Origin of the sequence: Paraburkholderia nodosa DSM 21604 (assembly GCF_000519185.1) — a bacterium.
Taxonomy (GTDB): domain Bacteria; phylum Pseudomonadota; class Gammaproteobacteria; order Burkholderiales; family Burkholderiaceae; genus Paraburkholderia; species Paraburkholderia nodosa.
In genome coordinates this window covers 35480-59249 of record NZ_JAFA01000048.1, presented here as the reverse complement: position 1 = coordinate 59249, position 23770 = coordinate 35480, and the positions used below count along the sequence as shown (strand labels likewise).

The window sequence follows — 23770 nt, the reverse complement described above, 5'->3', positions numbered from 1 at the left end:
CACGGGCCTCCAGCTCACGGATGCGCCGCTGGTCGCTCTGGATTTGCGCCTCGCTGCGGGGCGGTTCAACCTGCTGGGCGCGCCATTGCGCCACCCAGCGTCGCAGCGCGGTATCGCCAACGCCTAGTGCCTCGCAGGCCTTGGCAAATGAATAGCCCTGCGCAACCACCAGTTGTACCGCCTCAGCCTTGAATTCGTCAGTCAGGTTCCGTCTGCTCATCTCTCACCTCAGTTGGGGCAATTATCCCCTTTAGAGGTGTCCACGACTATTGGACCACTACAGTGCCGCCCCGCACAGGGGCAACGCCTGCATACAGACACGAACACAAGAAAGCGCGAGAGCATCCAGGCGCCACAACAAAAAAGCTACCGCGCAAAATACATATCGTGAAGCACCTCCACATCCACATCCTTAGCGCGCGCAGCAAACGTAACCTTCCCGCCCTGCATGAGATAAACCTGATCAGCAAGCCGCAACGCCATATTGGTATTCTGCTCCACCAGCACGATAGTGCGCCCCGCCCCCTTGAGCCGATCGAGAATCGCAAACACTTCCTGCACCATCACAGGCGCAAGCCCAAGCGAAGGCTCATCGATCAGCATGAGCTGCGGCGACGACATGAGCCCGCGCCCCAGCGCCAGCATCTGCGCCTGCCCACCGGACAGCGTGCCAGCAGGCAGCGCGCGCCGCTCCTTGAGCAGCGGAAACAGCGCGTAGACCTCCTCGAGCTGCGCTTTCGCCCCAGCGCGCCGCGTCTTCGCAAACGCGCCCAGCATCAGGTTCTCCTCGATCGACATGTCGCGGAAGATCATGCGCCCTTCGGGCACCATCGCAATGCCGCGCTGCGCCATGTCCCAGGTGGGCACGCCCGCGAGCGGCGCGCCGTCAAAGGTGATCTGACCGCGCTCCAGCGGCACGAGCCCCATGATCGCGCGCAGCAGCGTGGTCTTGCCCGCGCCGTTCGGGCCCACGATGGTCGTGACCTCGCCGCTCGCGATATTGAGCGTAACGTCCCATAACACGTTGATCGCGCCATAGCCGGCGCGGGCGCTGCTGACCTCAAGCATGGGCCGCCTCCCCCGTATAGCTGCGCACGACTTCGGGATCGCGGAACACTTCGGCAGGAGGCCCATCGGCGATCAGCTTGCCAAAGTTGAGCACGCACACGCGCCTGCACAGGTTCATCACGGTCTCGATATCGTGCTCGATGATCAGGATGCCTACGTTGTATCGCTCGTGCACCGCCAGCAGCGTTTGCATGAAGCGGCGCTTGGTGGCCGTCTCGAGGCCCCCCAGCACTTCGTCGAGCAACAGCAGCTTCGGCCCGGTCGCGAGCGCCTTCGCCACCTCCAGCGCCTTGAGTTCGGTGAGCGCGAGTTCCGTGGCCGCGTCGCGCTGCGCCTTGCCTTCGAGTCCCAGGAACGCGAGGATTTCGTCGATGCGCGCCTCGTCCACTCGCCCCGTGCCGAAGCGTTGCGCGACGATCAGATTCTCGCGCACCGTGAGTTCGTGCATGGGCTGCGGCACCTGGAATGTGCGCCCGATGCCAAGGCGCGCGCGCCGGTAGAGCGGTGCTTTCAACAGATCCACGTCGCCGAAACGGATCGAACCGCTCGTGGGCCGCACGAGCCCCGAAATCGCGTTGAACAGCGTCGTCTTGCCCGCGCCGTTCGGGCCGACCAGCCCCACCACGTCGCGCGGGCCGAGCGAGAGCGATACACCGTTGACCGCCGTGATGCCGCCGAAGCGGATCGACACGTCCTGCAGGCGCAGTTCCGCCGGCTGTTCAGCTTGCTGCATACACACCTCGCCGGGTACGTTTGAAGCGCAGCGCGGTCAGACCCGCGGGGCTCACGATGATCATCGCCACGAGCAGGATGCCCAGCACGATCTGGTGCCCCGTCGGCAGCAGGCTCTTGAGTACGAGCTGATCCACCAGATAGACCGTCACCGCACCCACCAGCGGCCCGAGTATGGTGCGATAGCCGCCGCAGATCGCCGCAATGATCGGCACGACGGCCCAGCTCGCGTTGAACGCGTAATCGGGTTCGAGAAAGTTGATGTAGTGCGCGTTAAATGCGCCCACGAGCCCCGTCATCAGCGCCGAAAGCATCAGCATGGCGAGCTTGAGCATCACGCTGTTCACGCCCACCACGCGCGTGGCGTCCTCCGACTCGTGCATCGCCCGCAGCGCGAGTCCCACATGGCTGCCGCGCAGCCGCGCATAAATCGCGGCGAACACGAGCACGAGCGTGAGCACGACGAGATAGCCGCCGCTCTTGCTCCCGAAGTCGAAGCCCGCGATCTTTGGCAGCCCCGGAATGCTGGAAAGGCCGCTCGCGCCGCCCGTGAGATCGGACCATTCGGTTGCGATGATGCGGAAGATCTGCGCATAGGCGAGGATGGCGAGCGCGAAGTACGGCCCCTTCAGGCGCAGCGCGGGCGCCATGGCGAGCGAGGCGACAGCCGCCCCCACGCCGCCCGCGAGCATCGCGGGAAACACGGGCCAACCCGCCTTGAGCGTGAGGAGTGCCGAGATATACGAACCCACGCCAAAAAACGCCGCGTGTCCAAAGCTCACCATGCCGCCGAGGTTGCCGAGCAGCGCCCACGCGAGCGCCACGCCCGCGATCGTGAGCGAGGCCACCACCAGGCTCATCAGATACAGGTTCTGCCCGAACACGAGCGGCACGCCCGCATAAAGCACGGCCAGCGCCACGGCGAGCGCAGCCAGACGCGGGCTGGACCACGCCGTTGTGGTTTTCAATGTCGACATCGATCTCATCCCCTTCGTTTCGACACACCGAACAAGCCGTTCGGCAGCACGTAGAGCACGAGCAGAAACAGCAGCATGCCCGCGAGTTCCTGCAACGCCGAACTGGCGAGCGTGACGGTCAGCGCTTCGGTAATGCCGAGCAGCATCGCGCCTGCCAGCACGCCAGGAATCGATCCCACACCCGCGAGCACCGTGATGATGAACGCCTTGACGGTAAGCGCTTCGCCAACGGAAGGCTGGATCGCGCTCGACGCGTAGATCGACACGCCCGCGCACGAAGCGAGCAGCCCCGCCACGATGAACGAGATCAGTTCGGTCTTGCGCGGGTCGATACCCATCAGGCGCGCCGCATCGCGGTTGCTGGAGATCGCGCGCACGGCGCGGCCATACCACGAACGCGAGAGCCACCACCAGAGTGCGAGCATCAGCACGACGCTGATACCGAACGAGAGCACTTCGCTGCGCATGGAAAGCAGGTTGCCGAGCATCACGCTGTCCTGCAGCCATGCGCTGCCGGTCGAGTGCACGTCGGCGCCCCAGCCCAGCAGCACGCCATTGGTCAGCACGATGCCGATGCCGTAGGTCAGGATCAGCGAGTTCAGCTCGCGGTCGCGTTTGATGCGGCTAACCAGATACCACGCGGCGGCGGCGGCCGCGCAGACCACGGGAATCGCCACCGGAATCGCGAACACGGGGTTCAGGCCGAGCTTCGTCTCGAACGTGTAGGCGATATAGGCGGCAAGCAGCACCAGCTCGCCGTGGGCAAGATTGATGATGCGCATCGAGCCGAACACCAGCGCGAGCCCCAGCGCGACGAGCGCGTAAGCGCCGCCCACGAGCACGCCCGAATACAGCGATTGCAGCAACAGGTCCGTCATCGCGACTCCTCCTTCGTTGCGCGCGCAATTACCACGGCAGCGCGGGGTAGTTCAACTTGCCCGTGGCGCGCTCCTTCGGCCACACGAGCACGATGCGGTTGCCCTGGATCTGCGCCATGTTGTTCAGGAACGCGGGGTTGTCGCCGTTCGGCGCGAAGCTCACCTTGCCGATCAGCGTGTCGTGCGGCTTCGCGCGCAGTTCGGCGCCAATGCCGTCCTGCTTGAGCGTGCCCGCGTCGGCGGCGCGCGCCATGGCGTCGAACAGCAGCCGCGACTGCACGTAGGCGAATTCGGCCAGGTAGTCGGGTTCCTTGTGATACGCGGCCTGGTACGCCTGCACGAAGGCCTTGCCGTCGGCCGTACCGAAGTCCGCGGGGTACGGCAGCATCGCGCAGCCGATCACGTTGTTCACGAGATCGGGATAGTCGGTGGTCATCTTCGGCGTGACGATGGACCACGCGCCCATCACGGCTTTCAGTTGCGGGCGCAGCACCTTGGCGGCGCGCAAAATGCCGATATAGTCGTTCTCGTACGCGATCATCAGCAGAACTTCAGGTTTGTCCTGCAAGCGCACCTTGTTCACGAGCGGCTTGAAGTCCGTCATCGCCGGGTCGAATGCATGCACCGTCACCGTCACGCCCTGCGCGTGCAGTTGCGTCGAGACTTCGTTGCTGAGGTCGGTGGTGGCCTGCTTCGTCGAGGCGAGAATCGAAACCGACTTCACGCCCATGGCGTTCAACTGCCCCACCACGGCCTTCGAGTAGCCCGATGCGGGCCCGATGCGGAAAAAGTGCTTGAGGCCGCGCGTGGTCATCGCGCTGTCCACGGCCCCCGAGGTGATATAGACGATACCCGCCTTGTCCGCCGCTTCCGAAGCCGGGCTCACCGAATTGGAGCCGTAGCCGCCCGTTATGGCGAGCACGCCTTGCGATGCGAGCTTCTCCACCGCCGAAACGGCCTTGGCGGGCTGCGCCTCGTCGTCGACCACGGTGAGCGCGACCTTGTGCTTGCCGCTGCCGTTGTTGAAGAGATCGGCAGCGAGCCGGATGCCTTCGAGCTGCGCGTTGCCGGCGCGCGCCATCGAGCCGGTGAGCGGCAACTCCACACCCACGGGCAGCGTGTCGGCAAATGCGGCGGGCGTATGGGCGAGCAGCGCGCAGGCGCTTGCGGCGCCCGCGCCGATGCGAAAGAGTGCGCGCACGAGGGCGCGCGGCTTGCTGCGAGTCGCGAAGCGGACCATCGAACCTCCAAACCTGAGTCTCGGGAATAGGCAGCGGCGCCGTTCACATGCGGCGCTCGCCCTGTTTCGTTGTTCTATCTTTTTGTTACCACGGCACGCCCGGATACACCGGTTTCGCCGTTGCGTAGTTCGCGGGCCAGACGAGCGCAAGCTTGCCGTCGCGCGCGAACTGGCCCATGTGCGCCACGTAGTTCGCGTTGTCGCCGCGAGCGTCGAACGCCACCTTGCCAATGAACGTGTCGTCGCGCCGCGTGGCGCGCAGCGTGTCGGCCAGACCGCCCTTGTCGAGCGTGCCCGCCTTCTGCGCGTTCGCGATCGCGTCGAACAGCAGTTGCGCGTAGACGAACGACGTCTGCGACTGATAGTTCGAGCCGGTCTTGAAGAGCCGCTGGTACGTATCGGAGAAGTCGCGCTGGTCCGCCGAGTGGTAGTCGGCCGGCGAGGAGAGCACGGTCGCGCCATACACGTTCGGCACGAGATCGGGGAACGACTGCGCCATCTTCGGGCTCGCGAACGCCCATGGCGCCGCAATCGCCTTCAGGTCGGGCTTGAGCACGCGCGAGGCGCGCAGAATGCCCACATAGTCGTTCTCATAGCCGAGCATCGCCATGGCGTCGGGCTTGTCCTGCAGCTTGACCTTGTTGATGAGCGGCTTGAAGTCGCTGATCGAGGGATCGTAGGCATGCAGGAAGGTCTTCACGCCCTGCGCCTTGAGCGCCGTATCGAGCTGCCTCGCGAGGTCGCTCGTCGCGTCCTTCGTCGAGTAGACGATCGCCACCGACTTCACGCCCAGCGAGTTGAAGAGGCCCACCATGCCCTTCGTGTAGCCGGGCGTGTTGCTCACGCGAAAGAAGTTCTTCAGGCCGCGCGTGACCATGTCATCGCTGGTGCCGCCCGACGTCACATAGACGAGTCCCGCCTTGCTCGCGGCTTCCGAAGCCGGGCCGGCGCAGTTCGAATTGGCTGCGCCCGCAATCGCGACCACGTGCTGCGAGGCAAGCTGCTCGACGGCGGCAACGGCCTTGGCCGGGTTCGATTCGTCGTCGACGGCCACCAGCGTGATCTTGTCCTGCGGATGGCGCCGGTTGTAGATGTCGGCCGCCACCTGAATGCCGCGGTACATTTCGGTGCCCGCCTGCGCGAGCGCGCCGGTGAGCGGGAGTTCCACGCCCACGCGCCACTCCGTGGCGTGCGCGAACGACGGCGCGAGTGCGATGGCCAGCGCCGTCGCCAGCGCGCCGCGCAAGTTCGCCGGTGCGGGCCGTCCGCGTCCCGGTTTGCCGATGCCCACGTGCTGCGTCCTGGGTCCCGTCATGTCTCCTCCTTTGCCTTTGGGGGCTTTTGTGTGCTTTGGAGTGTGCTGCGCGGCGGCCGCCTGATTCGCTTGTGCGCGCCACTGGACAGGTGCCAGTGTGGTTCAGGCGCGCAAAGCCAACAATTCGTTTTCGGGAAAGCGGGCGTTCGGCTGGCTGGAAGTCGGCATTTGTCCCAATGCCTGCACGTGTGCAGCCTGCGGATCCATCAAGGAGGGGCGAAAAAAAACCGCTGCACTGAGGCAGCGGTCATGGAGAAACGGCCCGGCGCACCGCATTCGCGATGCGCCATCAAACGGACGGTCTATGGTGCGCTCAGGCCGGCGCGTTTTCGGTGCTCAGCTTCGTCACCATGCCGGTCTTGGCGTCGTAGGAATAGCCCTGCTGCTCGAGATGGGCGCTGACCGCTTCGACGACCACTTGCTGCTGGGACTCCTTGCGCAGCAGTTCATGCTCCGGCACGACCTGGCCCAGCTCGGCGGCGAGGCGGCGGCTCAGCGAGGCTTCGCCGGCGCTGCGGGCCAGACCCACGATCGCCTTTTCGTTGGCCTGGGCCAGTTGCTGCTTCAGTCCGTTCGCGTACTCGGACCAGCGCTTGATGTTCTCGCGCGCATCGGCAATCGCGGCGGCGTGCTTGGCCGTATCGCTGGCAAGCTGGGCCTTCAGCGCTTCGACTTCTTCGGGATCGGCGGCCGCAGGCTGCGCCTCGGCTACGCCCTCGGCGGCTTCGCTCGACGTCGCGGCCTTGGCGAATTCGCCCAGTTCGGCGAGTTCGGTCGCGCGCTGCTGCGCGGCGTCGGCGCGCTCCTGCGCCTCGGTCAAGCTCGCCGAGAGACGCTCGATTTCAGAGGCGTCGGCCGTGCGCTCGTCGCTCAGGCTGGCGAGCTGCTGCTGGGCATTCTGCAGTTCGGTGGCGGCGGCATCGCGCTCGGCCTGGGCACCGGCGACCTGGTCACGCTGGGCCGCGTGCGCTTCCTGCTCGGCCTGCAGCGCCGCGCGAATCGCTTCGAGTTCGCCTTCGAGCTTCGCAACCGCTTCCGAATGCGCCGCTTCCAGCGCGGCGCGCTCAGCTTCGTCGCTTTCGGTCGAAGCTGCCGGCCCGGCCTGCTCGCTCGCCGCGGCCTCTGCCGCTTCGGCTTCGGCTTCGGCGGTCTGGGCTGCGTGCGCTTCGCGCTCGGCGGCCAGTTCGGCGACCGCGCGCTCCAGTTCTGCCTCGAGGGCCGAAACGCGCTCCGCCAGTTCCTCCGCGCGCTTCTCCGCTGCGTCGGCGCGCTCAATCGCGCTCGCGATGTCTTCCTCCAGACCCGACCCGGCATCGGCCTTGGTCTCGTAGGCGCGCGTCATCTTGTCCAGCTGGACTTGCAGGGCGTCGAGTTCCTGGACCGTGGTTTGCAGCTCTTCGAGCGCGTTGTCGCGTTCATTGCACGCGTCCTCGACGCGCTCGCGCATCGACTGCAGGCGGCGCGCCACGGCGCGCTCGGCCTCGTCCTGCGCCGACGTCCACAGACGGTCGAGCGCGTCGCGCATCGTATCCGTCACGGTTTCCGGCAACGCAGGGCGTTCCACGACTTGCTGCACGCGCGGCGCGCGCTCCTCGCGCCACTTGCGCAGGGAGGCAGCCACCGCGACCACCGAGCCGGTATGAACTTCGGACCAGATGGCCATGGGAGAAACCTTCTGGCCCTCGTCGGCCATCCGTTCCGCGATTTCAGCAACCAGGTCGTCCGTGATCGTAATGCTGCTTGACATATCTGCCTCGAGAAAGTGCGAGCCCACCCCGCGTTTCTAGAGATTGTCGGGCAACCACCTCCCGGTTAATCGCTCGAAAAGCCGGGTTTAAGGGGAGGTGTTCACAGGATTGCGGCGCCAGGCGTGGTTGGCTTCAAACTGGTGCCGGAACCCAGGATGACGCCGCCACGGCGTGCGCGGCGCTGCGCGAGCGTGCGCAACAGAACGAGAAAAGTCCAAAGCCAGGCGCGAGCCGCGGGCGCACAACGTGCTCGCGCGTCACTGCACGCCGCAATTCGTGCGCACCGCGCACGCGGCGCGCGCGCTGCCCGCCACTGTGCGTGGCGTGGGCGAGCTGGGCGCGCTCGCCACGGCCGCCATGATGGCGGGCGGCATGCAACGCGTATTCGACATGACGCTCGGCTACGTGAACGACCGCCAGCAATTTGGCCGCTCGCTCGGCAAGTTCCAGGCCGTGCAGCAACAGTTGAGCGTCATGGCCGAGCATGTGGCCGCCACACGCGTCGCGGCGCAGTTGGGCTGCGCGGGATACCACACGTCGGAACAGCGCATCGCGGCGACCATTGCGAAGGCGCGCGCGAGCCGCGCCGCGCCGCTGGTGGCGAACGGCGCGCACGCGCTGGTGGGCGCGATGGGCATCACCGCCGAGTTCGACCTGCAGCTCTACACGCGACGGTTGCACGCGCAACGTCTTCAGTACGGATCGGAGTCTTTCTGGGACGACGTGGTCGGCACGCACGCCATCGATCATTGGAGCAATGTCGCGGCGGGGGTCATCGGCATTTACGATGCGCTCGATGAGGCCGCGGCAGTCGGGACGTAACCGCGCAACGCGCGGGCCTCACGCCGTGCCAACGCGCTCCAGGACCACATCCAGCAGCACGTTCGCGCCGTCGATGAGTTGATCGTCGTCCGTATGCTCGCGCGGATTGTGGCTGATGCCGCCGCGGCTCGGCACGAAGATCATCGCGGCCGGCGCGATACGCGCGATCATCTGGGCGTCATGGCCCGCGCCCGAGGTCATGCGCCGGTTCGAGAACCCCCGGCGTTCGGCGGCGGCTTCGATGGCGCGTGCGAGCGCCGCGTCGAATACCACCGGTTCGAAACGCACGAGACGCTCGGTTTCGATCTTCACGCCTTCCTTGCGCGCCACCTCGACCAAAAATTCCGCGAGGCGGCGCTCGGCGTCCTGCAAACGCGTTTCATCGGGGTCGCGCAGATCGACCGTGAATACAGCCTTGCGGGGAATCACGTTGATGACGTTCGGCTCGATGCTCAGCATGCCGATGGTGGCGAGCGTCGTGCCGCTCTGAACCGCCAGTTCACGCAAGAACGTGGAGACCGCCGCGGCCACCCAGCCCGCGTCGTGACGCAGATGCGTCGGCGTCGTGCCCGCATGATTGGCGTTGCCTTGCACGCTCACGCGCTGCCACGAGATGCCTTGCAGATTCTCGACCACGCCGATGCGAACGTTCTCCGCTTCGAGAATCGGGCCCTGTTCGATATGCAGTTCGAAATATTCGTGCGGCGTGATGACGCCCGGTTCCATCTCACCCGCGTAGCCGATGCGGGCCAGTTCGTCGCCAAGACGCGTCCCGTCGATGCCGCGCGCGTCGAGCGCCGCTTCCACGGTCAGGCCGCCAGCGTAGACCAGCGAGCCCATCATGTCCGGCTGGTAGCGCACGCCTTCCTCGTTCGTGAACGCGCCCACGGTGATGGACCGGCCCGGCTTCACGCCCGCTTCGCGAAACGCGCGCACCACTGCGAGCCCGGCGAGCACGCCGTAGCACCCATCGAGCGCACCCGCGTTGCGCACGGTGTCGATGTGGGAGCCCATCATCAGCGGACGTCGCGAGCCGGCGTCGGAGCCGGCGTGCAGGGTGCCGAACACATTGCCGATACGGTCGATGCGCACGTCGAGATCGAGTTCGCGCATCCACGCGACTACGCGGTCGCGTCCGGCTTTTTCGTCGTCCGTGAGCGCGATGCGCGTGCGCCCGCCCGCTTGCGCATCGGCGCCGATTTCACCCAGTTCGCGCAGTTGGCGAAGCAGCGCTTCGCCGTTCAGTTTCAACGTATTCATGCTTGGTTGGTTCCGACCGGCAGGGCCAGGCGCGCGATTTCCGCGAAGTAGCGTGCGCCGGTCATCAGGATATCGTCGTTGAAATCGTAGCTGGCGTTGTGCAGCGGAATCCCGCCGCGCTCCGGAGCGTCGCCGTTGCCGATGAAGATGAAATTGCCGGGCACGACCTGCAGGAACGCACCGAAATCCTCGGAGATCATCATTGGCTGCACGTTGGCGTCCACGGCGGCGTCTCCCGCCACGTTGCGCGCGGCGTTCACCGCCACATCGACGAACTGCTCCGAATTCACGGTCGGCGCGAACTCGTGCGTGTACTCGAAGCTGCATTCGGCGCCGTGCGTCTGGCAAATGCCGACGCTGACTTCACGCATGCGGGTTTCGAGCAGCGTTTGCACTGCCTTCGAATAGCTGCGCGTATCGCCCTTGATGATCACGTTCGAGGGAATCACATTGCGAATGCCGTCGGTGATGAATTCCGTGCAGGAAATCACGGCTTGCAGGCTCGGGTCGAGATTGCGCGACACGATGGTTTGCAGCGCGAGCACGATCTGCGCGGCGATGACGATAGGATCGGCGCCCATGTGCGGGCGCGCCGCGTGCGTGCCACGGCCCTTGATATGGATAACGAAGTTATCCTCGCTCGCCATGATGCCACCCGCGCGCGTGGCGAACGTGCCGGCCGGCATGCCCGGCATGTTGTGCGCGCCGAAGATCGCATCGACGGGAAACCGTTCGAACAGGCCGTCCGCCATCATCGCCTTGGCGCCGCGGCCGTGCTCCTCGGCTGGCTGGAAGATGAAACGCACCGTGCCGTCGAAGTCGCGCTGCTCGGCCAGCAGCCGCGCCGCGCCAAGCACCATCGACATATGGCCGTCGTGCCCGCATGCGTGCATTTTTCCCGCGTTCAACGAGGCATGCGCGCGGCCCGACGCCTGCTCCGCGATATTGAGCGCGTCCATGTCGGCGCGCAGGCCGATCACGCGCTTGCCGTTGCCCGCTGTGAGGTTCGCCACGAGCCCTGTGCCGCCAATGCCACGATGCACTTCGAGTCCCAGCGTCTCGAGGATGTTGGCCACGTAGTGGGCGGTATGGATCTCCTCGAAGCTGGTTTCGGGACGTTGGTGCAAATACTGTCGCCAGCTTTTGAGTTGGCCTTGCAGTGTGCTTTCCATCTGGGTGTCCTTTTTTCGGTTACTGCGTGACCTGGCTCAGCCAGGCGTCGCGGCGCGCCGCCACGGTTTGCGCAGACGCGCCGACCAGCTCTGCGTACACGCCCGGCGCCGTCGCGCCCTCGGTGCTGATCAGCAGCACGCGTGAGTTAGCGTCGAGCCCGGCTGCGCGCGCAAGAGCGGGATCGCGCATGAGCGTCGCGAGGCCCGCGAGCCCCGCCGCGCCCGATTCGCCCGACACGACGGGGACGTCGCCTGCCACGCCGGTGGCGAGGCTGCGCATCGCTTCCACGGCGTCCTCATCGTCGATCAGCATGAAGTTGTCGACACACGGCTCGAGTATCTGCCACGCGAGCGGCGAGGTCTCCCCGCATGCAAGGCCCGCCATCACGGAATTGACCGAACCCGTGGCTTTCGCGGCGCGACCGGCGATGGCGCTTTGATACAGGCAGTCGGCCTGACGCGGTTCGACCACGATGAAGCGCGGTCGCGCGGCGCCATGTTGCTCCCACAGGTAGCTGGCTACGCCGGCCGCGAGACCGCCCACGCCGCCCTGCAGAAACACGTGCGTCCACGCATCGCCGGACTGTTCGATCACTTCCGCTGCGATGGTGCCGTAGCCTTGCATGACGTCGCGCGGGATCGCCTCGTAGCCGTCATAGGAGGTATCGGAAACGACGTGCCAGCCGTTCGTCTTCGCGAGTTGCGCCGCATGCTCGACCGATTCGTCATAGTTGCCCGCGATGCGAACGATACGCGCGCCGTACGCGGCAATCGCCGCTTCGCGCTCGGCGCTGACGTTCGCATGCAGAACGATCACGCAGTGGCAGCCAATCGATTGCGCCGCTGCGGCAAGCGCCTTGCCGTGGTTGCCATCGGTCGCGCTGATAACGGTGAGGTTCGCGACCATCTCGCCGTAGCGGCCCTCGATCAGCTTGCGAGGATCGATCTCCTGCAGCGGCCACAGGCGCATGATGAGGCGCATCAGCGCGATGGGTGCGCCCAGCGCCTTGAAGCTGCCAAGAGGAGAACGAAACGATTCGTCCTTGAGGCCGATGCGGGCAACGCCCAGACGCGCGGCCGCGCCGCTCAGGTCCCAGAGCGGCGTGGGCTCCGGGCTGATCAACGCCCACCTGGCGAGCCATGCGCGGCTCTCGTCGCCCGACTTCACGTTCAGGATGTTCCCGAGAGTTTCGGGGTAGGCATGGCGCGTGGCGCGCGGGTTGGCGATCAGCATGGGTTGGCTCCGGTGGACTTGCGATGTCGAAATGATATTGCGCAACCCCCGCGAAAAAGTCTCATAATGCCGGCACGTCACGCAAAAAAATATCGACTTTCAGGCTCCAGCGTAAATGGCGACACATCTCGACTCCTTCGACCGCAAACTCCTGATGGAAGTCCAGCGCGACGCCCAGATTCCCCAAAACGAACTCGGCGCGCGCGTGAACCTCTCCACGGCAGCGGTGAACCGGCGTTTGCGCCGTCTCGCTGACGAAGGCGTGATCGACCATTACGCGGCGATCGTCTCGCCCGAGAAGGTCGATCATCCCATCACGATCGTCGCGACCGTCGAGGTGGAAAGCGAGCAGATCGATTTGCTCGACGCCATGAAGCGCACCTTTGAGCGCTGCCCGCAGATTCAGCAGTGCTACTACGTCGCGGGCGAGTGGGATTTCGTGCTCATTTTCGCGGTGCGAAACATGGACCAGTACACGGAACTCACGCGCGAGCTATTCTTCTCGAACAACAACGTGAAGCGGTTCAAGACGCTGGTGAGCATGAGCCGCGTGAAGGTGGGGCTCGAAGTGCCGCTCGCGCTGGACGGCGAATGAGGAACGCGGGTTGCGACGCTAACGCAACGCGGTCATCTGAAGAACAGGAGCCACGACCCATGAGCAACGCAGTGCATCATGCCGGAGCCATTGAAAGCGAGGAGTTGTTCCACCACCCGGAAGTCGCGACGCTGCGCGCAGATCTAGCGCTCGCGCTGCGTGCCGCCGCGCATTTCGGGCTGGGTGAGGGCGTCTGCAATCACTTCAGCGTTGCGCTGCCCGGCGAAGACGGCCTGTTTCTGCTGAACCCGCGCGGCTTGATGTGGAGCGAGGTGATGGCCGACGATATCGTCATCGTCGATACACAGGGGCGCGTGATGGCAGGCCGCCATGCCGTCGAACCGACGGCGATGTTCATTCACGCCGCCATCCACGGGATCGCAAAGAAGGCCTGTGTGCTGCATACCCACATGCCCTACGCCACGGCCCTCACGCTCACGGAGGACTGCGGGCTCGATACGACCTTGTCGCAGAACGCCATGCGCTATCACGGCCGCGTCGCGCTGGACCGCGAATACAACGGGCTCGCGCTCGGCCCAGAGGAAGGCGAGCGCATTGCGCATGCGCTCGACGGCAAAGATATCGGCTTCCTCGGCAACCACGGCGTGGTGGTGTGCGGCCAGCGCATCGACTACGCGCTCGACGACCTCTATTACCTGGAGCGCGCATGCGCCGCCCAGGTGCTCGCGGGTTCTACCGGGCGCGCGTTGCGACCGGTGGCGGCCGATCTCGCGCAGCGCGTGGCCGACCAGATTCAGGGCGAGCGATTGCAGTCGGAGCTGTTCTTTGCGGCGCTGCGAAGAACGCTCACGCACGCCTGACGAAAGGGGCGCACTACCTCCCCTGCCACACCGCCTTGCGCTTCTCTGCAAACGCCGCCGCGCCCTCTCGCGCGTCGGCGGAAACGAACACCGGGTCCGTGATCTCGCGCTGACGTGCAAACATTTCCGCACTGGACCAGTCGCGCGACTCGCGCATCACGCGCTTGCTCGCGGCCACGGCGAGCGGCCCGTTCGCCACGATCTTCTGTGCGAGTTCGAGCGCGCCCGCCAGCGCTTCGCCCGGCGCGGTGAGACGGTTGACGAGGCCGAATTCGAAGGCGCGTTGCGCGCCGAACATGTCGCCCGTGAGCACGAGTTCCATGGCGATGCGCTCCGGCAACTGCTGCTGCAGACGCAACAATCCGCCCGCCGCGGCGCATAGCCCGCGCTTCACTTCGGGCAGACCGAACTGCGCGTTGTTCGCGGCCACGACGAGATCGCTCGCCAGCACGACTTCGAATCCGCCCGCGAGCGCGTAGCCTTCCACCGCCGCAATGAGCGGCTTGCGCGGCGGCGCTTCAGTGAGCCCGGCAAAGCCGCGGGCCGGCCGGCTCGGCCGTTCGCCTTTGAGGAAGCCCTTCAGGTCCATGCCCGCGCAAAACGTGCCGCCCGCGCCGGTGATGATGGCGAGCCGCAGGTCGTCGCGCTGCTCCAGCTCGTCCAGCGCGGCGGCTATCGCTTCGGCCACCGCCTTCGTGCAGGCGTTGCGCGCCTCGGGACGGTTGATCGTGAGGATCTGGATACCGTCGCGGAACTCGATCAGCAATTCGTCGCTCATGGTCGGCCTCGCTCAGCGCGGCTGCATGCGAATCGCGCCGTCAAGGCGGATGGTCTCGCCGTTGAGCATCGGATTCTCGAGAATGTGCAGCGCGAGCGCGGCGAACTCATCGGCTTCACCGAGTCGCGGCGGAAACGGCACCATGCGGCCAAGCGATTCGCGAATCTCCTCGGGCAGGCGCGCAAGCAGCGGCGTGTCGAACAGGCCAGGCGCGATCGTACACACACGAATGCCCTTGCTCGCGAGGTCGCGCGCGGCCACGAGCGTCATGCCCACCACGCCCGCCTTCGACGACGCGTACGGCACCTGCCCGATCTGCCCTTCGTACGCGGCCACCGACGCGGTGAGCACGCAAGCGCCGCGCTCGCCTCCGGCATCGGGCTCGTTGCGTGCCATCGCCGCCGCCGCGAGGCGCAGCGCGTTGAAGGTGCCGAAGAGATTCACGCGCACCACGTTCTCGTAGGCTTCGAGCGAGCCCGGCGAACCGTCCTTCTCGATCAGGCGCACCGCGCCGCCACGGCCCGCGCAATGCACGAGCGAGCGCAGCGTGCCGCGCTTCGTGGCCGCCTCGAACACGGCGTTCATGTCGTCGGCGCTCGTCACGTCGGCGGGCACGAAGCTCGCGTGAGCGCCGAGTTCATCGGCCACGGCCGCGCCGCGCGAGCTGGCGAGATCGGCGATCACGACCTGTGCGCCTTTTGCCAGCAGCCGCTTCGCGCTCGCGAGGCCCAGCCCCGAAGCGCCGCCCGTCACCACCGCCACCGTGCCGGCGAATTTGTTCTGTTCGTCCATGTGTCGTTTCTCCTTCGTTGTTCGTGGTCGCGCTTTAGAGGCGTTCGATGAGCGTCGCGTTGGCCATGCCGCCCGCCTCGCACATCGTCTGCAGGCCGTAGCGGCCGCCGCTCACTTCGAGCGAATTGAGCATCGTGGTCATGAGGCGCGCGCCCGAGGCGCCGAGCGGGTGCCCGAGCGCGATCGCGCCGCCCGCCGGGTTCAGCCGCGCCGCGTCCGCGCCCAGCGCCTTCTGCCAGGCGAGCGGCACGGCGGCAAATGCCTCGTTCACTTCGAAGTGCGAAATATCGTCGATGGTGAGGCCGCGTTTCTTCAGCAGACGTTGCGTGGCGGGAATGGGTGCGGTCAGCATCATCAGCGGATCGTCGCCGCAGACGTCGAACGCCACGATGCGCGCACGCGGCTTCAATCCCAGTTGCGCCGCCTTCTGCTCGCTCATGATGAGCAGCGCCGAGGCGCCATCCGAGATTTGCGAGGCGTTACCGGCCGTCACGTTCCAGCGGATGCCAGGGAAGCGCGCCGCGAGTTCGGCGCTTTCGAACGAGGGTGCGAGGCCCGCGAGCCGCTCGACGGTCGTACCGGCGCGGATGGTTTCGTCGAGGTCCACGCGACGCACGCCTTCGGCGCCCGGCACATCGATCGGCACGATCTCGCGCGCGAACTGCCCCGCGGCGCGCGCGGCATCGGCGCGGCGGTGCGACTGCGCCGAGTAGGCGTCGAGCGCCTTACGCGTGAGCGCCCACTTCTGCGCCACGAGATCGGCGCTCACGCCCTGCCCGACCATGCCTTCGGGATAGCGCGCGTGGTACAGCGCGCCATACGGATCGCGGCCGATGCGCGACGAGCCCATCGGCACGCGGCTCATCGACTCGACGCCACCGGCCACGACGATCTCGTTGACGCCCGCCATGATCGCCTGCGCCGCGAAATGGATCGCCTGCTGGCTCGACCCGCACTTGCGCTCGATGGTGGTGGACGGCACGTGCTGCGGAAAGCCTGCCGCGAGCCACGCGAGGCGGCCCGGCGTGGAGGCCTGCTCGCCCACCTGGCTCACGCAGCCGATCATCACGTCGTCCACGCTGCCGGGGTCGAGGTCGTTGCGCACGATCAGTTGCCCCAGGACCTGCGAGAGCAGATCCACGGGATGCAGGTCGACGAAGGCGCCGCCCGCCTTGGTCCGGCCCATCGGGCTGCGCACTGCGTCGACGATTACCGCGCTGTTGGTCATGGTTCTCTCAACGATTGGAAGTGACATGAAAAATGAATCGCTTGAATCAAAATACACCTTGCTGACTCACTATTTCAATAGTGGTAAACATATTTCGGCACTACTGGATCATTTTTATTGATTTCTGACTCACGATCCGCAACACTGTTTGGGCGGCTTGACCCCGAGAGATCGAAAAAGGAGACATCAACACGCCGTTACGAGCGGCCCGGCAGCGCGAAGGCAAAAAAATGAGCCAGGCGTCTTAAAAAATTGTTCCGGCGTGCAGCGGAAAGCTAGAATCCGGGGGTTGCCGCGAGCCGCACCGGCGCGCCGCGCCCTTACCCCGACGAAGGACCCGACATGAACGATCAGGCCAACTCCCGCACCGAAGACGCCGCCGACTCGCAGCTCGTGAGCGCGCTCGCGCGCGGCATCCGGATCCTGCAGTGCTTTTCGATGGGAGACGCGGAGCTGTCGGCGCGCGATCTGGTCGAGCGCACCGGGCTGCCCAAGCCCACGGCGCTGCGGCTCATCAACACGCTCTCGGAGTTCGGCCTGCTGCGCTATTCGGAACGCATTTCGAAGTATGTGCTCGGCACGGAAATGCTGAGCCTCGCCGCGCCGGCGCTCGGCCGCATGACGATCCGGCAGATCGCGCGGCCGATGATGCAGGAGCTGGCCGACTACTGCCACGGCCAGGTGACGCTCGCGGTGGGCTACCGCCTGAACATGGCGTACGCCGAAGTGATTCAGGGCGAAGGCAGCGCGGTGTATCGCTCGGAAACGGGCACGCGGCTCTCGCTTTCGCGCACGGCGTCGGGCCGCGCGTATCTGTGGACCGTGCCGGGCGCGGAGCGCGAGCAGTACTTGCAGGAAACGCTCGCGCGCGACCCCGCCAAGGGCGAGTTGCTCGCGCAGCGCCTCGCGCTTGCGCAGCAGGAGTTGCGTGCACACGGCTGCACGCTCTCGCACGGCGACATGCAGCGCGAGATCCATTCGGTGGCGATTCCGTTGTCCGCCCCGATCGACGACGAGTATTGGGTTTTTAGCTGTTCGATTGCAGTTTTCAACATCAGCGGCAACCAGCTGACCGACGACATCGCCCCCCGGCTGATGTCGCTTGTCAGGCGCGTGGAGGCAGCGCTCGGCAGCATGACTGGGGCCGCGCATGACATGGAGACGAGACCGTGGAGCGTGTCCGCGAACTAGCTGTAGCAGCACCCACGCGGGAAGCCCTGTGCTTCCCCGCACTCAACCAGATCATCACCTACAAGGAGCTGGACGAACGCGCGGAACGCATCGCGCACTGGCTCCTCGGCCTCGGCCTGCAACCCGGCGACGGCATTGCACTGCTGTTCGAGAATCACCCCGCGCTCGCCGTCATCGCCATCGGCGCCGAGCGCGCCGGCCTCTATTACACCCCCATCAGCATCCAGTTGAAAACACGCGAGGCCGCGCACGTCCTCGAGGACTGCGGCGCGCGCGTGCTGATCGTTTCGCAGGCCATGCACGCACTCGCCGCCACGCTCGTGGCGGAAGGCGCCGCGCAGGGCGTCGCCTGTTTCGTGGCTGGCGCGGGTGAAACGCTGCCCGGCTTCGCCTCGCTCGAAGCGGCACTCGCCGGGGTCGATGCGAGCGCGCCGCTGCCACCGCTTCCGCGCGGACGCGACTTCCTCTATTCATCGGGCACGACCGGCCTGCCCAAAGGCATCCGCAAGCCGCTCGTGCCGTTCGAGCAGCGCGATGCCGACGACACCGAAACCGCAGCATGGCGCAAGACGTTCGGCTTCAACGCCGATTCCGTCTACCTGAGCACCGCGCCGCTCTACCACGCCGCGCCGCTGCGCTACCTCATGCGCATGCTGCACACGGGCGGCCGCGCCATCGTGCTGCAGAAGTTCGACGCCGAGGCTGCGCTCGACGCCATCGCGCGCTACCGTGTCACGCACAGCCAGTGGGTGCCGACGATGTTCATCCGCCTCCTGAATCTGCCCGGGACCACGCGCGTGCAATACGACGTGAGCAGCCTGCGCGTGGCGATCCACGCCGCCGCGCCCTGCCCGCCGCACATCAAGGAGCAGATGATCGCGTGGTTCGGCCCGGTGATCTACGAGTACTACGCGGGCTCGGAAAGCGTGGGCCTCACGGCGATCGACTCCGACGAATGGCTCGCGCATCGCGGCTCGGTGGGACGCTCGAAATACGGACGGATCCATATCATCGATGATGAGGATCACGAACTGCCTGTAGGCGAGATTGGCCGCGTGTTCTTTGAAGGCGGGCCGGCTTTCGAGTACCACAACGATCCGGTGAAGACGCGCAGCGTCTACAACCGCCACGGCTGGGCGACCTATGGCGACATCGGCCATGTCGATGCCGAAGGCTATTTGTACCTGAGCGACCGGCGCGTGGACCTCATCATCAGCGGCGGCGTGAACGTGTATCCGCAGGAGATCGAGAACGTGCTCGCCGAGCATCCCGCGGTGGCCGATGCCGCCGTGATCGGCGTGCCGCATCCCGAGTTCGGCGAGACCGTGAAAGCGGTCGTGCAGCCGCGCGAGCGCGACGCCGCGAGCCCGCAGCTCGCCGAGGAGCTGATCGCGTTCTGCCGAGAGCGCCTTTCGCCTATCAAGGTGCCGCGCTCGGTCGACTTCGAGGAGGCGCTGCCGCGCCACGACAACGGCAAGCTGCTACGTCGCATTCTCAAGGAACGCTACCGCCAGCCCGCGGCTTGATACGGATAACGAAATAGCAAGAGACACTGGAGACACCCCCGATGCGCACTGTATTCCGTGACGATCACGAGATTTTCCGCGAGCAGGCCCAACGCTTCATCGAGCGCGAAATCGTGCCGTTCCATCATCAATGGGAACAAGAAGGCATCGTGCCGAAGTCGGTCTGGCGGCGAGCGGGCGAGGAAGGCCTGCTGTGCTGCACGATTCCCGAAGAGTATGGCGGTGGCGGTGGCGACTTCGGCCACGCGGCCATCATGATCGAGGAGCTGGCGCGCGTGAATGCGAGCGGCATCGGCTTTCCGCTGCATTCGGACATCGTCGCGCCTTATATCTTCGCGTACGGCAGCGAGGCGCAAAAGCGCGAGTGGCTGCCGAAGCTCGCGCGCGGCGAGCATATCGGCGCCATCGCCATGACCGAGCCGGGCACCGGCAGCGATCTCAAGTCGGTGCGCACCACCGCGCGCAAAGATGGAGACCACTACGTCATCAACGGCCAGAAGACCTTCATCACGAACGGACAGAATGCGAGCCTGATAGTCGTGGTGTGCAAGACCGCGCCCGAACTGGGCGGCAAGGGCGTGTCGCTGATCGTGGTCGAAGAAGACACGCCGGGTTTCAGCAAGGGCCGCAAGCTCGACAAGATCGGCCTGCGCGCGCAAGACACGTCCGAGCTGTTTTTCGAGGACGTGCGTGTGCCCGTCGCGCAGCGGCTCGGCGAGGAAAACCAGGGCTTCTCGTACCTCATGCGCGAACTGGCGCAGGAGCGGCTCGTGATCGCGGTGCGCGCCGCCGCCTCGATCGAGGGCATGCTCGAGCGCACGATCCGCTATACGCGCGATCGCAAGGTGTTCGGCCAGGCTATCTTCGATTTCCAGAATGCACGCTTCAAGCTCGCACATGCGCGCGCGAAGGCGGAGATGGTGCGCACCTATGTCGATCACTGCATCGCGCGGCACCTGCGCCGCGAGCTTTCGCCCGTGGACGCCGCCATGGCGAAGCTCAACGCGACCGAACTGCAGAACCAGCTGCTCGACGAATTCCTGCAGCTGCACGGCGGTTACGGCTACATGTCCGAGTATGTGGTCGGCAGCGCGTGGGTGGACGCGCGCGTGATGCGCATCTACGGCGGCACCGACGAGATCATGAAGGAAATCATCGCGCGCACGCTGTGAGGGCGCGTGAATCGACACACCAGCAAGCAGGCAGGAAAGCACACATGATCAAGCCTCTGGAAGGCGTTACCGTCGTGGAATTCGCGGGGCTCGGCCCGGCGCCGTTCTGCGGCATGCTGCTCGCGCAAATGGGCGCGCGCGTGATCTGCATCGGCCGCGAGGGCGCCCCCGCGCCGTCCGGACCGCTAGCGCGCGGGCGCGAATACGTCGCGCTCGACCTGAAGAGCCGCGACGACATTGCACGCGCACTCGATCTGATCGCGAGCGCCGATGCATTGATCGAAGGCTTTCGCCCCGGCGTGATGGAGCGGCTCGGACTCGGCCCGCAAGTGTGCCGCGCGCGGCGCGCCTCGCTCGTCTACGGCCGCATGACCGGCTGGGGGCAAACGGGGCCGCTCGCGCACACGGCGGGCCACGACATCAACTACATCGCGATTTCGGGGGCGCTGCATGCGGTGGGTCTCGCGGGCGGCGAGCCCGTGGTGCCGCTGAACCTGGTCGGCGATTTCGGCGGCGGCGGCATGCTGCTCGCGTTCGGCGTGGTGGCCGCCATTCTGCTCGCGCGTTCGACAGGCGAAGGCTGCGTGGTCGACGCCGCGATGACCGACGGCGCGGCCATGCTGATGAGCATGATGTACGGTTTCTACGCGGCGGGGCACTGGCAGGACGAGCGCGGTGCGAATCTGCTCGACGGCGGCGCGCCTTTCTATCGCACCTATCGTTGCTCGGACGACCGCTATATCGCCGTGGGCTGCATCGAGCCGCAGTTCTACGCGGCGTTCATGAAAGGCATCGGCGCAGAAGACCTGCTCGAACTGCCGCAGCGCGACCGGACGCACTGGCCGCGCGTGCAGGAGCGCATCGCCCAGGCGGTTGCCACGCGCACGCGCGAAGAATGGACCGCCGTGTTCGAAGACAGCGACGCGTGCGTCACGCCCGTGCTGAGTCTTGCGGAAGCACCGCTCGATGCGCACAACACGGCGCGCGGCGCGTTCGCCCAGCGCGACGGCGCGTGGCAGCCGCAGTGCGCGCCGCGTTTCGTGGACTACGGCAGCGAGGGCGGTTAACCTCGAACCGCGCCCAGCGCTTCTTTATCGTCGGCGAGCAGCGAGAGCTGCCCGCTCGCCACGAGATGGCTAAGCGGCGCCGGTCGGCCGAGCAGGAAGCCCTGCACTTCGTCGCAGCCTTCGTCGGCGAGCAGCGTGAGTTGCGCTTCGGTTTCGATGCCTTCGGCCAGCACCGGAATGCCGAGGCTCTTGCCGAGCGCGAGCACCGCGCGAATGATCGCGGTGGCCTGGCGGCTCGATTCGGCCTCGCTGATGAAAGACTGGTCGAGCTTGATCTTGTCGAACGGGAACGAGCGCAGCGTGTCGAGCGACGAGTAACCGGTGCCGAAGTCGTCCAATGCGATACTCACGCCAATCGCCTTGATTCGCTGCAACACGTCGAGCGAGCGCTCGCGGTCAGCGAAAATGGTCGTCTCGGTGAGTTCCAGTTCCAGCCGCCCGGGCGCGAGGCCGGTCTCGACCAGCACGGTCTCGACGAGCTTCGGCAGATCCGCGTGCGAGAACTGCACGGGCGAGAGATTCACGGCCACCTTGTAAGGCGGCGACCACGAAACGGCACGCGTGCACGCCTCGCGCAGCACCCAGGCGCCAATGCCGAGAATGAGGCCATTCTCTTCGGCGAGCGGAATGAATTCGGCGGGCGAGATGAAGCCGAGCCGCGGATGCTCCCAGCGCAGTAGCGCTTCATAGCCGCAAATTTCGCCGCTCGCGATCGAGGTCTGCACCTGGTAGTGCACGCTTAACTGCTCGCGCGCGAGCGCCTCGCGCAAGTCGTGCGTGAGCGAGCGGCGCGCCCGCGCGATTTCGTCCATCGCCGGCTCGTAGAAGCACACCGACTGCGCGAGGTCCGCCTTCGCGCGATACATGGCGAGGTCGGCGTTGTTGATGAGCACGGTCTTGGTGGTGGCGTCGTCGGGGTAGATGGCGACGCCAAGGCTCGCGCCCGAAAGCACTTCGGCGTCGTCGTAGCGCACCGGCCGGTACAGCGCGTTTTCGAGGCGCGAGAGCAGATCGCCGAGTTCCTCGCGCGAGGCGAAGCGCGTGAGCGCCACGAACTCGTCGCCGCCCACGCGCGCCACGAACTCGCCTTCGCGCATCAGGCTCGAAAGACGCCGCGCGAGAATGCGCAGCACTTCGTCGCCGGCATGATGGCCGTGCAGGTCGTTGATTTCCTTGAAGCGGTTCAGGTCGATGCCGATGAGCGCGAGCTTGCGCGTGTCCTGCGTGCGCGCCAGTTCGGCGTCGATGCGTGCGTTGAAGCTCGCGCGATTGGGCAGGCCGGTGAGCATGTCGCTCATCGCCATCGTGCGCAGATGCTCGACGGATTCGGCGCGCACGCTGTCGTCGAGCAGAAAGCTCACGCAGCCCGCGCCCGCGATCACGAGCGCCATGCACGCCACGGCGAGCGCGAGCGCATGCAACGCGGCGGGATTCGAAAACTGCCCGTCGATCGCCAGCGGCACGACCTGGAACGCGGACATGCCGGTGAAGTGCAGCGCAGCGATGGCGAGGGCGAGCACGCCCGCCACGAGGCGCGCGGACGCGTCGGCGCTTGCCCGCGCGCTGGCTGCGTTCTCCTGCGGGCGCCTCGCGGCCACGCCGGCGAGATGCAACGCAAGCGCGCTGATCGAGACCGCAAACACGATCGACAAGGCGATCCCAATGCGATTCCAGATCACGATGCCTTCCACGCGATACGCGAGCATGCCCGCGTAATGCATGAGCGCGACCGCCAGCCCGACGATCGCGCCGCCCAGCGCGGGCGCCGCGCGCGTGAGACGGTTCGCGGCCTGGCTCGTGGCGAGCAGAAATCCCGCGAAGCTGCCCACGAGCGCGATGAGCAGCGACGTGATGGTCAGCACGGGGTCGAAGGCGATCGGCACGCCCGGCTCGAAGCCGAGCATGGCGATGAAGTGCGTACACCAGATATCGGCGGCCGCAACGACGGCCGCGATGAACGACCAGCCCATGCGCTGCAGCGATCGCGTGGCGAACGAGCGCAGGACGAGCCGCGCGGTGACCCACGAGCCCGCGGCGCAGATCAGCAGCGCGACGACGACGAGCCACAGGTTGTGCTTGTAGACGATGCAGCCCATCACGCTCATCATCGGAAGGTCTCCTTGTTCACCACGTGTTCACCCCGGGCGTCGCACG

22 protein-coding genes are annotated in these 23770 nt (G+C 66.2%); 7 read left to right on the top strand and 15 right to left on the bottom strand.

Annotated features, from left to right (window positions below; translation table 11 throughout):
* The 8 genes from A3CW_RS0139015 to A3CW_RS0138980 form a co-directional block, all read right to left on the bottom strand.
* Nucleotides 1-220 (bottom strand): transposase (locus A3CW_RS0139015; RefSeq protein WP_028208379.1); only part of this gene is annotated, 220 nt, incomplete at its 3' end.
* A 146-nt stretch (nt 221-366) separates the two neighbouring features.
* Nucleotides 367-1068: an ABC transporter ATP-binding protein gene (locus tag A3CW_RS0139010; protein WP_028208378.1), complete on the bottom strand. Its 702-nt coding sequence runs from the start codon at nt 1066-1068 to the stop codon at nt 367-369.
* Entirely contained in the window at nt 1061-1801 is a 741-nt protein-coding gene (locus A3CW_RS0139005; protein ID WP_035515242.1) for an ABC transporter ATP-binding protein, read from the bottom strand. Before A3CW_RS0139005 ends, A3CW_RS0139010 begins: the two co-directional genes overlap by 8 nt.
* Nucleotides 1788-2777, bottom strand: a complete 990-nt coding sequence (locus A3CW_RS0139000; RefSeq protein WP_051482016.1) for a branched-chain amino acid ABC transporter permease — start codon at nt 2775-2777, stop codon at nt 1788-1790. The genes A3CW_RS0139005 and A3CW_RS0139000 overlap by 14 nt, the downstream gene beginning before the upstream one ends.
* Before the next feature lie 5 nt (nt 2778-2782).
* A complete protein-coding gene (locus A3CW_RS0138995; protein ID WP_028208375.1) occupies nt 2783-3655 on the bottom strand; it encodes a branched-chain amino acid ABC transporter permease in 873 nt (290 codons plus the stop codon).
* Nucleotides 3656-3683: 28 nt separating this feature from the next.
* Entirely contained in the window at nt 3684-4895 is a 1212-nt protein-coding gene (locus A3CW_RS0138990; RefSeq protein WP_081772017.1) for an ABC transporter substrate-binding protein, read from the bottom strand.
* 85 nt (nt 4896-4980) lie between these two features.
* On the bottom strand, nt 4981-6210 hold the full coding sequence (locus tag A3CW_RS0138985; protein WP_081772016.1) for an ABC transporter substrate-binding protein: 1230 nt from the start codon (nt 6208-6210) through the stop codon (nt 4981-4983).
* A 313-nt stretch (nt 6211-6523) separates the two neighbouring features.
* Nucleotides 6524-7957 carry a DNA-binding protein gene (locus tag A3CW_RS0138980; RefSeq protein WP_028208372.1) on the bottom strand — a complete coding sequence of 478 codons (1434 nt, stop codon included), beginning with the start codon at nt 7955-7957 and terminating at the stop codon, nt 6524-6526.
* A 247-nt stretch (nt 7958-8204) separates the two neighbouring features.
* On the opposite strand from A3CW_RS0138980, the gene A3CW_RS49060 reads away from it, so the two are divergent.
* On the top strand, nt 8205-8780 hold the full coding sequence (locus A3CW_RS49060) for an acyl-CoA dehydrogenase family protein (protein ID WP_051482015.1): 576 nt from the start codon (nt 8205-8207) through the stop codon (nt 8778-8780).
* A gap of 18 nt (nt 8781-8798) precedes the next feature.
* Here A3CW_RS49060 and A3CW_RS0138970 read toward each other — a convergent pair whose 3' ends face one another.
* Genes A3CW_RS0138970 through A3CW_RS0138960 form a run of 3 tightly spaced genes read right to left on the bottom strand, consistent with a single transcriptional unit; the run spans nt 8799 to nt 12446 of the window.
* The gene (locus tag A3CW_RS0138970; RefSeq protein ID WP_028208371.1) at nt 8799-10040 is read right to left on the bottom strand and encodes a Zn-dependent hydrolase; all 1242 of its coding nucleotides are present in this window, start codon (nt 10038-10040) and stop codon (nt 8799-8801) included.
* Complete coding sequence (locus A3CW_RS0138965; protein WP_028208370.1) at nt 10037-11212, bottom strand: M20 aminoacylase family protein; 1176 nt, start codon at nt 11210-11212, stop codon at nt 10037-10039. The genes A3CW_RS0138970 and A3CW_RS0138965 overlap by 4 nt, the downstream gene beginning before the upstream one ends.
* A gap of 19 nt (nt 11213-11231) precedes the next feature.
* Nucleotides 11232-12446, bottom strand: coding sequence for a diaminopropionate ammonia-lyase (locus tag A3CW_RS0138960; RefSeq protein WP_028208369.1), 1215 nt, complete (start codon nt 12444-12446; stop codon nt 11232-11234).
* 115 nt (nt 12447-12561) lie between these two features.
* Between A3CW_RS0138960 and A3CW_RS0138955 the strand changes: the two genes are divergently transcribed.
* Both A3CW_RS0138955 and A3CW_RS0138950 read left to right on the top strand, forming a co-directional pair.
* A complete protein-coding gene (locus A3CW_RS0138955) occupies nt 12562-13041 on the top strand; it encodes an Lrp/AsnC family transcriptional regulator (protein ID WP_028208368.1) in 480 nt (159 codons plus the stop codon).
* Between the two features lie 59 nt (nt 13042-13100).
* Nucleotides 13101-13862, top strand: a complete 762-nt coding sequence (locus tag A3CW_RS0138950; protein ID WP_051482014.1) for an aldolase — start codon at nt 13101-13103, stop codon at nt 13860-13862.
* Between the two features lie 13 nt (nt 13863-13875).
* Here A3CW_RS0138950 and A3CW_RS0138945 read toward each other — a convergent pair whose 3' ends face one another.
* From A3CW_RS0138945 to A3CW_RS0138935, 3 genes are read right to left on the bottom strand one after another with little or no spacing between them, the layout of a single operon-like run.
* Nucleotides 13876-14640: a crotonase/enoyl-CoA hydratase family protein gene (locus A3CW_RS0138945; RefSeq protein ID WP_028208366.1), complete on the bottom strand. Its 765-nt coding sequence runs from the start codon at nt 14638-14640 to the stop codon at nt 13876-13878.
* A 12-nt stretch (nt 14641-14652) separates the two neighbouring features.
* Nucleotides 14653-15432 carry an SDR family NAD(P)-dependent oxidoreductase gene (locus tag A3CW_RS0138940; RefSeq protein ID WP_028208365.1) on the bottom strand — a complete coding sequence of 260 codons (780 nt, stop codon included), beginning with the start codon at nt 15430-15432 and terminating at the stop codon, nt 14653-14655.
* Between the two features lie 34 nt (nt 15433-15466).
* Entirely contained in the window at nt 15467-16660 is a 1194-nt protein-coding gene (locus A3CW_RS0138935; protein ID WP_028208364.1) for a thiolase family protein, read from the bottom strand.
* Between the two features lie 342 nt (nt 16661-17002).
* Between A3CW_RS0138935 and A3CW_RS49055 the strand changes: the two genes are divergently transcribed.
* From A3CW_RS49055 to A3CW_RS49045, 4 genes are read left to right on the top strand one after another with little or no spacing between them, the layout of a single operon-like run.
* Entirely contained in the window at nt 17003-17851 is an 849-nt protein-coding gene (locus tag A3CW_RS49055) for an IclR family transcriptional regulator (protein WP_051482013.1), read from the top strand.
* Entirely contained in the window at nt 17830-19377 is a 1548-nt protein-coding gene (locus A3CW_RS49050) for an AMP-binding protein (protein ID WP_035515238.1), read from the top strand. The genes A3CW_RS49055 and A3CW_RS49050 overlap by 22 nt, the downstream gene beginning before the upstream one ends.
* 41 nt (nt 19378-19418) lie before the next feature.
* The gene (locus A3CW_RS0138920) at nt 19419-20549 is read left to right on the top strand and encodes an acyl-CoA dehydrogenase family protein (RefSeq protein WP_028208363.1); all 1131 of its coding nucleotides are present in this window, start codon (nt 19419-19421) and stop codon (nt 20547-20549) included.
* Nucleotides 20550-20593: 44 nt separating this feature from the next.
* Nucleotides 20594-21616, top strand: a complete 1023-nt coding sequence (locus A3CW_RS49045) for a CaiB/BaiF CoA transferase family protein (protein WP_154678171.1) — start codon at nt 20594-20596, stop codon at nt 21614-21616.
* Here A3CW_RS49045 and A3CW_RS0138910 read toward each other — a convergent pair.
* A complete protein-coding gene (locus A3CW_RS0138910; protein WP_081772015.1) occupies nt 21613-23724 on the bottom strand; it encodes a putative bifunctional diguanylate cyclase/phosphodiesterase in 2112 nt (703 codons plus the stop codon). The two genes, A3CW_RS49045 and A3CW_RS0138910, sit on opposite strands and share 4 nt — an antisense overlap.
* Nucleotides 23725-23770 lie beyond the last annotated feature (46 nt).